General features: G+C 68.8%; 11 protein-coding genes. 6 read left to right on the plus strand and 5 right to left on the minus strand.

The genetic code is table 11. The annotated features are described in order from the left end of the window. Window positions 1-82: 82 nt before the first annotated feature. Complete coding sequence (locus ACIRON_RS18670) at window positions 83-1,732, plus strand: hypothetical protein (protein ID WP_402994235.1); 1,650 nt, start codon at window positions 83-85, stop codon at window positions 1,730-1,732. A gap of 2 nt (window positions 1,733-1,734) precedes the next feature. On the opposite strand, the gene ACIRON_RS18675 is transcribed toward ACIRON_RS18670, so the two are convergent. The 3 genes from ACIRON_RS18675 to ACIRON_RS18685 form a co-directional block, all read right to left on the minus strand. Then, window positions 1,735-2,769, minus strand: a complete 1,035-nt coding sequence (locus ACIRON_RS18675; RefSeq protein WP_402994237.1) for an NADP-dependent oxidoreductase — start codon at window positions 2,767-2,769, stop codon at window positions 1,735-1,737. Between the two features lie 52 nt (window positions 2,770-2,821). Next, on the minus strand, window positions 2,822-3,370 hold the full coding sequence (locus ACIRON_RS18680) for a hypothetical protein (RefSeq protein ID WP_402994238.1): 549 nt from the start codon (window positions 3,368-3,370) through the stop codon (window positions 2,822-2,824). Window positions 3,371-3,530: 160 nt separating this feature from the next. After that, the gene (locus ACIRON_RS18685) at window positions 3,531-3,758 is read right to left on the minus strand and encodes a hypothetical protein (RefSeq protein ID WP_402994240.1); all 228 of its coding nucleotides are present in this window, start codon (window positions 3,756-3,758) and stop codon (window positions 3,531-3,533) included. A 142-nt stretch (window positions 3,759-3,900) separates the two neighbouring features. Between ACIRON_RS18685 and ACIRON_RS18690 the strand changes: the two genes are divergently transcribed. Then, the gene (locus ACIRON_RS18690) at window positions 3,901-4,254 is read left to right on the plus strand and encodes a hypothetical protein (protein WP_402994242.1); all 354 of its coding nucleotides are present in this window, start codon (window positions 3,901-3,903) and stop codon (window positions 4,252-4,254) included. 153 nt (window positions 4,255-4,407) lie between these two features. On the opposite strand, the gene ACIRON_RS18695 is transcribed toward ACIRON_RS18690, so the two are convergent. Together ACIRON_RS18695 and ACIRON_RS18700 are read right to left on the minus strand one after the other, a co-directional pair. Then, window positions 4,408-6,915: a CaiB/BaiF CoA transferase family protein gene (locus ACIRON_RS18695; RefSeq protein ID WP_402994244.1), complete on the minus strand. Its 2,508-nt coding sequence runs from the start codon at window positions 6,913-6,915 to the stop codon at window positions 4,408-4,410. Between the two features lie 85 nt (window positions 6,916-7,000). Next, entirely contained in the window at window positions 7,001-9,334 is a 2,334-nt protein-coding gene (locus ACIRON_RS18700; protein WP_402994246.1) for an ATP-binding protein, read from the minus strand. Window positions 9,335-9,704: 370 nt separating this feature from the next. On the opposite strand from ACIRON_RS18700, the gene ACIRON_RS18705 reads away from it, so the two are divergent. From ACIRON_RS18705 to ACIRON_RS18720, 4 genes are all read left to right on the plus strand, one after another. Next, window positions 9,705-9,980, plus strand: a complete 276-nt coding sequence (locus ACIRON_RS18705; RefSeq protein ID WP_402994248.1) for a hypothetical protein — start codon at window positions 9,705-9,707, stop codon at window positions 9,978-9,980. Between the two features lie 96 nt (window positions 9,981-10,076). Then, on the plus strand, window positions 10,077-11,324 hold the full coding sequence (locus ACIRON_RS18710; protein ID WP_402994250.1) for a cytochrome P450: 1,248 nt from the start codon (window positions 10,077-10,079) through the stop codon (window positions 11,322-11,324). Between the two features lie 118 nt (window positions 11,325-11,442). Then, on the plus strand, window positions 11,443-13,053 hold the full coding sequence (locus ACIRON_RS18715) for a flavin-containing monooxygenase (RefSeq protein ID WP_402994252.1): 1,611 nt from the start codon (window positions 11,443-11,445) through the stop codon (window positions 13,051-13,053). Window positions 13,054-13,168: 115 nt separating this feature from the next. Further along, window positions 13,169-14,272, plus strand: a complete 1,104-nt coding sequence (locus ACIRON_RS18720) for an NDMA-dependent alcohol dehydrogenase (RefSeq protein WP_402994254.1) — start codon at window positions 13,169-13,171, stop codon at window positions 14,270-14,272. Window positions 14,273-14,471 lie beyond the last annotated feature (199 nt).

Here is a 14,471-nt window from a genome sequence, read left to right on the forward strand (position 1 = left end):
TTGACCGACAATTAGAATGCCATGGTCGGCCTCGGGCGATTCGACTCAGGTTCAGGCGTGGCCGCTCTAGGATCGAGCCATCATGCAGAACCAACGTGACGAGTCCATCTCGATCGCACTCGAGCGACTCGCCCTCACCCTCGGGGAGAGCGGCGCAGTCCCCGTCGCCGAACTGGTGCGTGCGCTCGAGCGTGCCGCAGAGCGGCTTCGCACCAAGTCGGTCACCGCCGTCGACGAGCCCGTCGATCTGATCACGCAGGCGGAGGCGTCCCGCACCGTCGGCGTCAGCCGCCAGGCGGTCAACCAGTGGGTGCGAAACGGTGTGGTGCACTCCTACGCCGGGTCAGGCACGAGTGGCCGCTACGGTCCGATGGTGTCCTTGGCCGAGATCGCGATCGCGGCCAACCGCCGGACCCGCGACGTGCCGTTCTCGAACCGTCGGCGCCGCGAACTCCTCGACTTCCTCGGCCTCGTCGCCCGCAGCGCCGCCGCCCCGGTGGCCGTCGAGATCCAGCACGCGCTGGAGGACGACAGCTACCCGAGCCGCACACCCGAGCAGACCCGGGTCCTCGGCGAGTTCGTGATGGCGTCGATGGGGCTCGGCGAGCAGCAGCGCGAGTTCACTCCCGAGGGGCTACGGCTGCTCTCCCAGCTCGAACCGGCGATCGCCCTCGACACCTCGTCCGCGTTCGGCCGGCTCACCTCGTCGCTGGGCCTGCTCATCCGGTCGGCCAGCGGCAGAGCCGGGTTCGACTCCCCCGCGGCCGCGCTGCTGGCTCTGTTCGGCTGTGCCACCGTCGGCGCGCGCTACTCCGGCCCCGACACCGAGACCGGCCGCGAGATCGCAGCTGCCGCGCTCGAGGTGTGGGGCGAGGACTGGGTGGATCGCTTCCTCGACGCCGTCTTCCACCTCGGCGAGCTGCGCCGGTCGCCGCTGACCCGCTTCACCGCGTCGTTGACCTATCTGGACAACAACCGTTTCCTGCGTAAGGCCCAGGCCGCAGGCGTGAGCATCGCGTACTCGCGCGGTCCCGGCACCCTGCTCCCCCACCGCTTCTACGGCGGCCCGATCTTCCAGGACCTGATGACCGGGACTGCACGGCCCACCGACCCGTGGGCCTTCTCGTCCTCCGCGGCGCACCTGGCTCGCCCGGCCGAGCTGGAGAGCGGGCTCAACCCGTTCCGCGTGATGAACTACGAGTACGGCCTCCTGGATCCCAACATCCACGGCATCCGGCGCTACTGCTTCTCGGCGACAGACGCGAGGCGCGACCTCCAGGCCTACGTGGCCGACCTGGCGCCGGAGGAGCGCAACAGCTACATCCGGTACGCCGTCGACGGTCTCACCCGGACGCTGCTCCAGCAGAACGTCGAGCTGGTCGCGATCGATTCCGAGCAGGAGTTCGACTGGTGGAAGGACCACATCATCCGCTCCTCGGAGCAGGAGATCCTGCTCGGCATGCGTGACGAGCGGGCACGCAAGGTCGCCCACTCGCTGCTGGTCTCCACCAGCCTCCTCCCCGAGGTCGTCAGCGCGGCCCACACCGACGGTGCGTTGCGCGATCGGCTGCGGATCTACGTGAAGAACCTCGAGTTCGACGTGATCGAGGCCCGCTATCGCGACGACCTACGCCGCGGCGTGGCACGTGTGATCAAGTCCGGCGGCATCGCCGTCTCCGAGGCCGAGGCCGCCAAGACGGCGACCACGGAGATCCAGGCGATGCTCGCCTGAGTCTAGGAGCCGGACCCCGCGGAGACCCGGACCAGGCGTTTGCCGAGGTGCTCACCGGCAAGCATGCCCAGGAAGGCGGCCGGCGCATTGGCCAGCCCGTCGACGATGTCCTCGTGGTGACTCACCGCTCCGGAGCGGAGCCAATCGGCAACCTCTCGCTCGAAGGTCGGCCGCAGATGCTCGAAGTCGCTGAAGACGAACCCACGCAGTGTGATGCTCCGCGTCACCAATCCCGACATCAGCCCCGCGACGTCGGTGTCGACTCGGGTGCTGGTCGTGCTGTACGCCGCGGCGACCCCGCAGACCGGAACTCGCGCGTGCCTGTTGAGACGGGGCCAGACCGCCTGCCAGACTCGCCCGCCGACGTTCTCGACGTAGACGTCGATCCCGTCAGGGGTGGCCTCTGCGAGACGAGTCTCGAACGCTGGGTCCCGATGGTCGAGAGCGACGTCGAATCCCGCCTCACGCAGCCAGGCGGCCTTTCGCTCACCCCCAGCGATGCCGACGACTCGTGCCCCGGCCAGCCTGGCCATCTGGCCGGCGAGCGAACCGACGGCGCCGGTCGCGGCAGCGACCACGACCGTCTCGCCCCGCTGCGGACGCCCGATCTCCCGGATCGCGCCGTAGGCGGTCAGCCCCGGCATGCCACGTATGCCCAAGGCCGTCGAGACGGGCGCCTCATCAGGGTCGACGCGCCGCACGGCCGTGGCCGCGACGACGCCGTACTCCTGCCAACCGGTCGCTGCGGAGACGACGTCGCCCGGGCCGAAGTGCGGGTCCTCACTGCGTACGACCTCAGCGACGGCGCCGCCCTCCATCACCGCCCCAAGGGCGACCGGCGGGGTCGAGGAGGAGTGCGAGGCGGAGGAACCCATGCGCCCGCGCAGGTAGGGGTCGAGCGAGAGGTACAACGTCCGGACCAGAACCTCGCCTGCTCCAGGTTCGGGGATCGGGGCGGAGGTGACCTCGAAGTCCTCGAGACGCGGAGCACCGTCAGGGCGCGCCGCCAGCAGAATCCGAGTCTGGCGTGAAGTCATCGTTACCTCGCGGTCGGGTGGTCAACAGGTCCCGCCGCGAGCTGGCGACGGGTCAGTCGGTGGAGCGCCCCGCAACGACATCGTCGCCGCGAGCAGCCGAACCGAGCGGCTGACCCAGCAACTCGTCGATCTGGTTGCGGGCGATCTCGAGCCGACGCGCGTACTCGTCGCGCTCGACCTCGAGCTGGTCCGCGCTGGGAGCCTCGGCCGTATCGGTCCCCGAGGTCCCGCGAGCCTGCGCCGTCGCCGAGAGCAGCTCGGCGACCAGCGCCTGTGCGAGCCGCTTGTAGTCGAGCTCGATCACGGGCTGCCCCGGAGCAACGACCGTTGCCTTGTGGCCACTGGCGGTCAGCGCCTCGGGCGAAGGCGTCACCGGGACACCGATCCCCTCGATCTTGTACGTGCGCTTGCCGACGATCTCACGCTCGATCTCACCATCGCGGTCCATCGCGGCGATGAGCTGGATGAACGCGACCGAGGATCCGGAGTAGTCGACGGCGTCCTTGAGCAGGCCTGTCGCGTATCCGGAGGGGTCCACGATCGGCCCTGAGGCAGCGAGATACTGCCGGATACGCGTGCGTGCGGTGCGGTCTCGAGACATTGATCCTCCAGTGATGTATCGCCCGTGTCGCACCCTTTGTCGCCGGTCGGGCGACGGTCGGGAACGAACTACAAGCACGATAGCACATCGACTTCAAGATAAGAACACTCCGCCGCGACGCCTCGAGCGGCCGCGTGCGGATCATCCGGCGATCGAGCCGTCACCTCTCCACTGCACTCCGGCCGGCCAGCACCTCCAGTCCGACGCCAGGGGCCCGCACCGACGAGGGGAGCACGCCGACCCGACGGGGGTGACCCATCAGCTCTTCCGCCGCCCGGGCACAGGCGGGGTCCGTCCGTTCCCACAGCCCTGCGGTCCGCAGGTGGCGCGGGAGATGGCCGGCGACGTCGCCAGGACGCTGCTCGGCTCGGGCGGAAACGGTGCTCATCTACTCCTCATTCTGCTGCTGACCCCAAGCCTCCATCATTGATGCTCATTTGTCAATGGCATCACTTGACGCATCCACGGAGCCGCCGTAGCGTGTGTGACGACGGTTACAACGACCGCCGCAACACGACAGGGGGCGCACGGTGGCCGACGAGCGACTGATGGTGATGGCCCGACAGGTCGCGCCGCTGCTGCCAGAGCCCCCAGCTCCTCATGACGCGTTCGGCTACCTGGCCTGGGAAGAGCTCGTGCTCACCACGGCGCGGCGCCTCCGGTCCTACGTCCCCGACGATGTGACCACAAGCCACACCCCGTTGCCCACCGTGCGCTTCTCCGCCGCGACCGGGCGCCTCTGCGCCGAGTCGGTGACCACCCTGGCGGTCACGCTCGCCCGCGACGTGGACACGGCCCCTTGCGAGACACTGCTCCTCGACGCGCTCGCCGCGTTCCGCACCGTCGCTGGGTTCCCGGTGCCTGCGTTCGCGCCGCGCGGCTGATCAGGAGAGCGCCGAGTCGACAACGCTCGGCGGTCCGCACGACGACGTACGGCGATGGCCGATCCGACTCGGATCGGCCATCGCCGTCGTACCGCGCCTGCTACATCGCTCCCCGGAACCCCCGTTGCTCCAGCATCGTGCCGACGATTTCGGTCAGACGCGGGCGTCGCGCCAGCGGGCGGACGGCGCCGCCACCTGGACGTCAGGCGCCTGCAGCCCGAACTCCTCAGCCACGGCGGTCGTGTCACCGCCGGGAAGGGGCGCGCCGGCCGGCGCGAGCTCAGGGGTGGCGCTGAACTTCAGCGGGGCGTTGGCGACCTCGATGACCCCACCGGTGACATCTGGATCCGACAGCTGGAGACGCATGCCGCGGGCGATCGCCTGGGGGTGCGCGAACGCCTCGTTCACGGTCAGGACGACAGCGCCGGGCAGCTTGAGGGAGTAGTAGAGCGCCTCCCACTCCTTCGCGGTCCGCTCCAGGAAGCTTGGCTCCACCAGCGCGTAGAGGTCCTCCTCGTTCTCGCGGCGCAGCGGCTCGGTGACGAACCGCGGGTCCTCCACCCACTCCGGATGATCGGCCGCTTCACAGAACTTCGCCCAGAACTGCTGGGTGATGCAGATGGTGAAGAACTTGTCGTCGGCGGTACGGAACACGCCGAAGGGCAGGGATCCGGTGCCGCCGCGGCGCGGTTCGGGCAGGAACTCCTTGCCGACCGTCACCGCCTGGGGCGCACGGTAGGACAACAGGGCGACCTGCGAGTCGAACAGGCTGATGTCGAGCCGCTGGCCGTGGCCCCGCAGGCTTCGTAGGCGGAGAGCGCCGAGGGTGCCCAGTGCCGCGAACATCGCTCCGGTCAGCCCACCGATCGGGTTCCCCCAGCGAATCGGCACCTCGGGCCGGGTGTGGTCGACGGTGATGCTCATGCCGCCACCCAGCGCTTGGATCGCGTTGTCGAAAGCCGGGTACGCACTCCACGGGCCGTCATGCCCGAAGCCGGTGATCGAGGTGGCGATCAGCCGGTCGTTCTTCTCGCTGAGCGCCTCATAGTCCAGCCCGAGCCGCTTCAGCACACCCGGACGGTAGTTGTCGATCATCACGTCTGCGTGGCCGGCGAGCCCGAGCAGGAACTCGAGTCCGTCGGCGGTCTTGAGGTCCGCGACGACGCTGCGCTTGCCGCGGTTCAGCCCCGCGCGGAAGGAAGCCTCTCGGCTCTCGTCGGGATAGGGCTCCATCACCTGACCGAACGGCCGCTCCACACGGATGACGTCGGCCCCCAGGTCGGCAAGCAGCTGGGCTGCGAACGCCTTGCTCGGCTCGTCGCCGTTCATCTCCAGGACCGTCGTACCTTCCAACGGGCGCCCGACCTCCCGGGAACGGTCGACCTCGCCGACCGGAGCCGTGCGCTCGCGCAGCGGCACGCTTCCGCCGGCGTCACCGCAATGGATGATGCCTGCGCTGGCCAGACGCTCCAGCTCGGCACCATCGACGCCGAGCAGCGCGCTCAGCACCATCGCGGTGTCGGCGCCCACCTGGCGTGGCGCCCGCCATGCCGAGACGTCACTGAACTTGAGCGAGTCGCCGACGACGGTCGCCGTACGACCGAGCTCGTCGGTGAGGTCGACCGCCATGCCGCGCGTCTGGACCTGCGGATGACGGAAGACATCGGCGACCTGCGTGACCTTGCCGCACACGACGCCGGCGGCCATCAGGTTCTCCTGCCACCAGTCGGCACTGCGCTGCTTGAAGACGTCCTGCAGCAGCGCCACGAGCTCGTCGCGATGCGCGTGCCGAGCGGGCCCGGTGTTGAACCGCTCGTCGGTGAGAAGGTCGGGGCGCTCCATGACACGTGCGGCGGCGGGCCACATCCGCTGGCTGATGCAGGTGGCGATCCAGCCGTCGCTGCACTCGAAGTTGCCGAACGGCACGGTCCCCTGGCCGCCCTCGAAGGGAGCGGGAAGCGGCTCCTGGCCGAAGGTCAGCGCCTGGGGGACGCGGTAGGTGTTGAGTGCGAGCATGACGTCGAGCATCGAGACGTCCACGTGCTGGCCGGCGCCGGTCCGATCGCGATGGATCGTCGCCGCGACGACGCCGATCGCGCTGAAGACTCCGGCGAAGAGGTCGCCGATCGGGATGCCCCAGCGCACCGGCGACATGCCTTCACCCAGCCGGGTGTAGTTCATCGTGCCGCACATCGCCTGGACGATCGGGTCGTAGGCAGGCATCGTCGCCCATGGCCCGTCACCACCGAACCCGGTGAGCGAGCACGTGATGATCGACGGGTTGAACTCCAACAGCGACTCGCGATCGACACCCAGCCGTTGCGTGACTCCGGGGCGGAAGTTGTCGACGACGACGTCTGCCTGCGCCACCATCTGATGGAAGATCCGCCGGCCCTCGTCGGACTTGAGGTTGATGCTGACCGAATGCTTGTTGCGGTTCAGCCCCCAGTTGAAGGCCTCGTCCTCGCTGAGCCGGGCCGGGTCGATCTCGGCCGCGGACCCTGGCCGGGGAAGCGACTCGACCCGGATCACCTCCGCGCCCAGGTCGGCAAGAAGCAGGGAGCCGAAGGGGCCCGAGACGACCCTGCACAGGTCGAGGACCCGCAGCCCGGCGAGGGGGGCTGACGGCGATGACGTCGGAGCGGTCGCTGCATCATTCATGGTGCCTTGACCATAAGACAGACACAACTAAAACACAACTATATTCCCGCTTCGATGATCATTAGGCGAAGCCGGAAGCGGCGGTTCAGGCAGAGGTGGACGGCTCGGCAGACCGGGAGGTGGCGATCAGCGCAGCCACCTGGCTGCGCGAGGTGAAGTCGAGCTTGGTCAAGATGTGTTGCACATGCGTGTCGACGGTGCGCAACGCGATCACCAGATCGTCGGCGATCTCACGATTCGTCTTACCCGTCGCCACCAGCCGGGCGATCTCCTGCTCGCGAGGGGTCAGCGGCAGCTCCTGGACCGGATCACCGGTGACCTTCGCGACACTTTCTCCCAGGGCCACCGAAGCTGCCTCGTCCAACGTGAGCCGCCGGCCATGCGCCAGCGCGGAACGGTGTGCGGACGTCCCGAGCATCTCGGCTGCTCGGGCGGCGTACTTGTCGTGCCACTCGTGCATTCCGGCGAACCCATGGAACGCCGGGCCGAAGTCCTCCGCTCGAGCCTCGCCGACCCCGAACAGCACCGCAGCACGATGCGCGTCCCCACACGTCACTGCCGTCCACGCCAGCAGCTCGATGGCCCACACCATGCCCTGCTCGTTGTTGATGGCGCGCTTGCGGACCAGGCTCTCACGCGCAAAGCCTGCGGCCGTCTCCGCCTGACCACGCAGCAGCGCCTCCAGCCCCAGAAAGGCGAGTGCCCAGGACTGGAGCAGCCCCTCGCCATGGGCGGCACACAGCTGCCTGGCCTCGGTGAGCACCGCATGGGCCTCGTCGAGGAGCCCCCGATAGCAGTACGCGAGGCCCAGGTTGATGAGCGCATCGGTCAGATAGGGCGCTTCGCCTGCGCTGGCACGCTCCATCTCCACAGCGACCTCGAGATGATCGATCGCCTCCTCGAGCCGGCCGCCGAAGAGCTCGGCGATACCGAGCGCACTCCGGGCGTGCGCGGCGGTCTTGGCATCGCCGACCGCGACGGCCGTACGCGCGCATTCGGCGAGCAGGTCTCGAGCGGTGGGGGTGTCGCCGTTGACGGCGCACAGGAATCCATGGATCCAGAGCGCCGGAGCCCGCTCCGGGTCGCTCGGGTCACTGGCCGCCAGCAGTCGACCGAGCCATCGGCGACCCTCGCCGGGCAGCCCCGAGCCGATCCAGAACATCCACAGCGAGCTCGCGATCCGCAGGCCGATGCCGGCTTTTCCCGCCCCGGAGAGAGCGCCTTCGAGGGCCGATCGCACGTTCGCCTGGTCCGCGAGCACCCGGCTCAGCAGCTGCGACTGGTGCGGGCCGAACCATCCGGCCCGCGCCTCTTCTGCGAGGCGCAGCATGTAGCGCAGATGAGCCTCCCGCACGGCCTCGACCTCGCCCGCCTCGACGAGGCGCTGGGCGCCATAGAGCCGGATGGTCTCCAACATGGTGTAGCGCGACCCGTCCGGCACCACGAGCGACTTGTCGGCCAGCTCGCACAACGCCGTCCACACCTCGTCGGCGGAGAGCTTCGCGTCCGAGCAGACCGCCTGCACAGCTGCAAGGGTGGCCCCGCCACGAAACACCGAGAACCTCGCCCAGAGCGTGCGAGCCTCCGGCGAGCACAGGTCGAGGCTGTAGTCGAGACTGGCACGCATCGACCGGTGCCGCACCGCTCGCGATCTCGACACCCTGGTCGCCGGAGCCAGCGGGTCACCGCCATGGGTGAGCATCGACTCCACGGAGAGCCAGCGACTGCCCGCGGCCGCGAGCTCGATGGCGAGGGGCAGACCGTCGAGCTCACGACACAGCTCGACCACCGACTGCTCGTCGTAGCGGCCCGCAGCGATGTCCGGATTGAGCGCACCCGCCCGTTCGAGGAAGAGCGCGACACCGTCATAGCTTCGGGCCGCGCCGGGCGACAGGCCGGCTCCCGACGCAGGGAGTGCCAGCGGCGGCACACGGAAGAGTGCCTCGCCTTCGACCCGGAGTGCCTCACGGCTCGTCGCCAGGACCCGGAGCGAACCACAGCCATGCAGCAGAGCCGAGACGAGATCCACCGTCGCGTCGGCGAGGTGCTCGCAGTTGTCCAGCACCAGCAGCATCTGCCGGTCGCCGATCGCGGCGAGCAGGTCCTGCACGTCGCCACCGAAGTCGCCGCCGGACGAACGGGTCACACCCAGCGTGGCCGCCACCGAAGCGGCGATCAGGTCAGGCTGGGAAAGGTCGGCCAGGGGAACAATGCAGACGCCGTCCGCGAACGCGCTACGCACCACGCGGGCGACGTGACGTGCCAGACGGGTCTTCCCCACACCGCCGGGACCACACAGGGTGACCAGTCGAGAGTGGGTGAGCAGGCCCTTGATCTCGACGGTCTCGGTCTGGCGACCGACCAAGCTGGTGACCTCGGCGGGCAGTGAGTCCCCGGGTCGCGCGTCTCTGCGCACCATCCCTGCGCACCATCCATTCAGTCTCTTGACACTCGGCGGCCGGGACACCCCTCGGGACCCGACCTGAGGGCATCCACCAGCACATCGCGACGACGTGAGTGACGTCACATACGTAGCCGGATACGCAATTCTACGCATGTGTGGCGAAGACCACTGACGGATCGTTCGTGGTGACACAGGACACACCGACGTGGAGGTCATCGAGATGGACTGTCGTGCTCACGACGTCGTGCGGAATCGCCAGATCCGGCGTGGTCGAAACGATGACGGAGGCTCGTTCACAGGCCTCCACCGGGCGGACCCCCGGCCGCTGCCGCACGGGGGTCGACACCCGCGCGGCCTCGGCCGGAGCGAATGCCCGCAGTCGGCCATGCCGACCAGGACGATCCGCCCGGCGTCGACCTCCCCCCTGGTCAGCGCCGCGGAGCTGGTCGCCAGGGTGGCCGTCCTGATCCCGATGCCGAGCGCGGCTCTGGGCCGCGACGAGACCGCCTGGTCGGGGTTCGAGGCACTCGTGTCCGATGCCTCAGAGCTGTTGGCCGCCCGCCTCGGTCGCGACACGTTGCGCGCCCTGACCACCGCCCGCGTCGGCGAGGACCCGCTGTGCCTCCTGCTGCTGGAACAGGCCCTCGACAACGCGGGATAGACCGCCTCGGCGCAGCCCTTGTCGTGTTTCCTTACCTGCGGCAAGATGGCTTTATTGATGTTTGACCATAATTTGCAACTATCTTCAGGAGCCTCGATGTCCAACGTCGCGATCGACCAGCTGCACGCTGCCTACCGTAGGGACTACGACCCGTACGCCGACCGTCCGATCGAGGAGCATCTCGCCGAGCTCGCGGAGCGACGCACAGAGATGCCAGTGAGCTACTCCGCCCGCGGCAACGGTTGCTGGGTGCTCACGACCTATGACGACATCTCCGCGCTGCTGCGCCTCAACAACCGCGGCGTGGTCAGCTTCCCGAACGAGCCCGACGGGATCAACCGCGGCGGCACCCGGGACGCGATGATTCCGATCGAGCTCGACGGTGCCCTGCACAAGCAGTATCGCCAGCTTCTCGACCCTCAGTTCGCACCGCGCAAGGTGATGGCGCTCGAGGACGAGCTGCGGGAGGCCTGTAACCGCCTCATCGACTCCTTCATCGAGGAGGGCACTGTCGACTTCGGCAACCGGTTCGCCCTGCCGTTCCCGGGCGCTACCGTGCTCGCGATCATGGGATGGCCGCGCGAGGACCTCGAGCGGATGAACCACTGGGCCGACGTGATCATGCACGGGGTCGCCGGCGCGTCGGAGGCGGACGACCTGGCGGCGCGCGGCCAGGCCCACCAGGCGTTCTCCGCCTACATGGACGAGAAGATCCCGCAGTGGCGCGCCGCGCCCCGCAAGGACGACGTCATGTCGGTGATGCTGGATGCCGAGATCGACGGAGCGCCGATGACGGACGACCAGCTCTTCGACTTCTCCCTGCTGATGATGCTCGCCGGGCTCGACACAGTGCAGAGCGTGCTCGCCCGCTCGATGCTCTATCTCGCCGGGCGCCAGGACCAGTGGGCCGAGATGTTCGCGGAGCCGGACACGCTGGACGCGGCCGTCGAGGAGCTGCTGCGGGTGTTCACCCCGCCGGTCCCGACGCGTACGGTCACCGCGGATGTCCTGGAGATCGGCGGCATCGAGATCCCCCAGGGCGAGCGGATTCATGCGCCGCTCAGCGCCGGCAACCGCGACCCGAAGTACTTCCCGAAGCCCGACGAGGTCATCTTCGACCGTCCGGCCAAGCCTCACCTGGCCTTCGGCATCGGCACCCATCGCTGCGTGGGCCTCCACCTGGCACGCCTCGAGCTGAAGATCGCGTTCCAGGAGCTGCACCGGCGGATCCCCCGGTTCGAGCTGGACACCGACAAGCCCGCGCCGCACGAGCACCTCGGCCAGGCGTGGGGCGCCACGAACGTGCACCTCCGCTTCGCGCCCGGGCCTCGGGAGCAGTCCTGAGCCACTGCGGCCGACCGCGCTACACATCCTACAATGATGTCGCTATGATGTTAGGCGTCTATCAATAACACGAGTGCACCATCGGGCGTGCTCGCCAAGTGCACAGGAGGAAAGCTCTGTGACGGAGCAACAGACCGCGCCGACGACGCTGGACGCCCTCGTCGTCGGCGCGGGTATCTCAGGTATCTACCAGCTCTACACCCTCCGCGAGCTCGGCCTCGACGTCCAGGCGCTCGATGCCGGCTCCGGAGTGGGTGGAGTGTGGTACTGGAACCGCTACCCCGGCGCCCGCTTCGATGCGGAGAGCTACACCTACGGCTACTTCTTCTCCAAGGAGCTCATCGACGAGTGGGACTGGAGCGAGGAGTACGCCGCTCAGCCGGAGATCGAACGCTATCTCAACTACGCGGTCGACAGGTTCGACCTCCGCGATCGGATCAATCTCGAACAGCGGGTCTCGTCGGCCGTCTGGGACGCCTCGGACCAGCGTTGGACGGTGACGACCGAGAGCGGTGGGGTGTGGCGACCGCGCTACCTCGTCACCGCCCTCGGCATCCTCTCCGCCCCCTCGTTCCCCAAGATCCCGGGCCTGGAGGACTTCCGCGGCGAATGGGCGCACACCGGTCTCTGGCCGGCCGACGGACTCGACTTCGCCGGCAAGAAGGTCGCCGTGATCGGCACCGGTTCGAGCGGGGTGCAGATCATCCCGATCATTGCCAAGGAGGCCGAGAGCCTGGTCGTGTTCCAACGTCGCCCCAACTGGTGCACGCCGATCAACAACTTCGACATCACCAGCGAGCGGATGCAGGACATCCGCAACCGGATCGACGAGATCTTCGAGGCAACTCAGCTCTCCCCCTCGGGCTCGCCGCACCGCCCGATGATGGAGTCGTCCCTGGACCTCGACCCCGATGAGCGTCGCCGACGCTTCGCGAAGCTCTACGACTCGCCCGGCCTGGTGATGGCACTGGGCAACTTCCGCGACGTCGCGCTCGACAAGCGCGCCAACGACTTCTGCACGGCCTACATCGCCGAGCGGATCCGTGCGCGTGTCGACGACCCCGTCGTCGCTGATCGGCTCATCCCTACCGACCACGGCTTCGGGCAGAAGCGTCCCCCGCTGGAGAACGGCTACTACGAGGTCTTCAACGAGTCACACGTCTCGCTCGTCGCCACCTTGGAGGAGCCGATGGTCCGCTTCACCGAGACCGGAATCGAGACCGAGGCCGGCCACTACGACGTCGACGTGATCGTGTTCGCCACCGGCTTCGACGCCGTGGTCGGGTCGTACAACAAGATCGACATCCGCGGCGAGGGCGGTCTCAGCCTCAAGGAGCACTGGGAAGCCGGCCCGCGCACGTGGTTCGGCATGATGACCGCCGGCTTCCCCAACCTCCTCATGATCGGCGGAGCCCAGAGCGTGACCGGGACGATCCCTCGGATCACCGACTTCCAAGCCGACTGGGTCGCCTCGGTCATCGGGCACGCGCAGCAGCACGGGCACAGCATCGTCGCCACCAGCGAGGCTGCCGAGGACGAGTGGATCGACCACGTCAACGGCGGCATCGTCGGCACCCTCCAGGAGACGGCGGAGTCGTGGGCCTTCGGCTCCAACGTTCCCGGTCGCAAGCGCGCATACCTGCTGTACGCCGGCGGGCTGCCGCAGTATCGCGAGCGCGTGCGCGCGGCCACTGATGACGGCTATCGGGGCCTGTCCTTCTCGTCCTGACCCGGGGTCGAAGCTCCCGTGTCCGAGACCGCTGACGCCTTCCCATGAAGGTTTCGCTTTATTCGAACAATATGAGAAGCCGGGCGCGGGAGCGTCTGGCACGAGAGAGGCAACGATGAACACCAGAGCGGCAATTCTGTGGGGCACGGGTGAGAAGTGGAGCGTCGAGGACGTCGAGCTCGCCGCCCCCGGTCCCGGCCAGGTTCGGGTCAAGATCCACGCGACCGGCCTGTGCCACTCCGACGACCACGCGGTGACCGGCGACATGCCGACGCCGCTCCCCCTGGTCGGCGGGCACGAGGGCGCGGGCGTCGTGGAGGCGGTCGGCGACGGCGTCACTCGCGTCGCGCCGGGCGACCATGTCGTCCTGATCTTCCAGCCGCCGTGCGGCTACTGCCGCAACTGTGCGCGAGGTCGGTCCAACCTCTGCCTCAACGCGGCGCTCCAGGACTACGGCTCGGGCCCGAAGGCCTTCACCGCCCGCGGCCAGGAGATCTCCGCGACCGGTGACCTCGGCACGTTCGCGGACGCCACCGTCGTCTCCGAGCGCTGCGTCGTGAAGATGGGCAAGGACATCCCGTTCAACGTCGCGGCCCTCCTGGGGTGCGCGGTCACCACCGGATGGGGCGCGGCCGTCTACCTGGCCGAGGTCAAGCCCGGCGACAACGTCGTCGTCATCGGCAGCGGCGGCGTCGGGGTCAACTCGGTCCAGGGCGCCAAGAACGCCGGGGCGAACCTCATCATCGCCGTCGACACCGTGGAGATGAAGCGCCAGAAGGCGCTCGAGTTCGGTGCCACCCACGCCGTCGGCTCCACCGACGAGGCCCAGGCGATCCTCGCAGATCTCGCCGGGGGGCGCGGCGCGGATGCCGTCATCCTCTCGGTCGGCGTCGGCGACGGAAGCAAGCTGGGCGAGATCATCGATCTCACCGGCCCGGCCGGCACGACCGTGATCACCTCGGTCTCCCCGGTGGCGTCGACGACCGTCAACATGAACCTGGCGATGTTCACGCTGACCCAGAAGACCCTGCGCGGCAACGTGTACGGCGGCGTACAGGTCCACCGTGACATCCCGCTCCTGCTCGACCTCTACCGCCAGGGCCACCTCAAGCTCGACGAGCTGATCACCAAGACGTACACCCTCGACCAGATCAACGAAGGCTACGCGGACATGCACGCCGGCAAGAACCTGCGCGGCGTCATCGAGTTCAACGCCTGACCGTCTCCCTCTCCCCCGGAACGGGGGGGGGGGGGGGGGGGGGGGGGGGGGGGGGGGGGGCGGGGGGCGGGCGGGGGGGGGGGGGGGGGGGGGGCCCGCCGGGCGGGGCGGGGGGGGGGGGCGCCCGCCCCCGCGCGGGGGGGGGGGGGGGGGGGGGTGGGGCGGGGGGGGGGCGCCGGGGGGGGCGACTGGGGGGGTT

This window comes from Nocardioides sp. NPDC101246, assembly GCF_044767415.1.
Taxonomy (GTDB): Bacteria; Actinomycetota; Actinomycetes; order Propionibacteriales; family Nocardioidaceae; genus Nocardioides.

Coding starts and splice junctions, on each gene's coding strand:
- ACIRON_RS18670 (WP_402994235.1), top strand. CDS start 83: ATGCAGAACCAACGTGACGAGTCCATCTCGATCGCACTCGAGCGACTC.
- ACIRON_RS18675 (WP_402994237.1), bottom strand. CDS start 2,769: ATGACTTCACGCCAGACTCGGATTCTGCTGGCGGCGCGCCCTGACGGT.
- ACIRON_RS18680 (WP_402994238.1), bottom strand. CDS start 3,370: ATGTCTCGAGACCGCACCGCACGCACGCGTATCCGGCAGTATCTCGCT.
- ACIRON_RS18685 (WP_402994240.1), bottom strand. CDS start 3,758: ATGAGCACCGTTTCCGCCCGAGCCGAGCAGCGTCCTGGCGACGTCGCC.
- ACIRON_RS18695 (WP_402994244.1), bottom strand. CDS start 6,915: ATGAATGATGCAGCGACCGCTCCGACGTCATCGCCGTCAGCCCCCCTC.
- ACIRON_RS18700 (WP_402994246.1), bottom strand. CDS start 9,334: ATGGTGCGCAGAGACGCGCGACCCGGGGACTCACTGCCCGCCGAGGTC.
- ACIRON_RS18705 (WP_402994248.1), top strand. CDS start 9,705: ATGCCGACCAGGACGATCCGCCCGGCGTCGACCTCCCCCCTGGTCAGC.
- ACIRON_RS18710 (WP_402994250.1), top strand. CDS start 10,077: ATGTCCAACGTCGCGATCGACCAGCTGCACGCTGCCTACCGTAGGGAC.
- ACIRON_RS18720 (WP_402994254.1), top strand. CDS start 13,169: ATGAACACCAGAGCGGCAATTCTGTGGGGCACGGGTGAGAAGTGGAGC.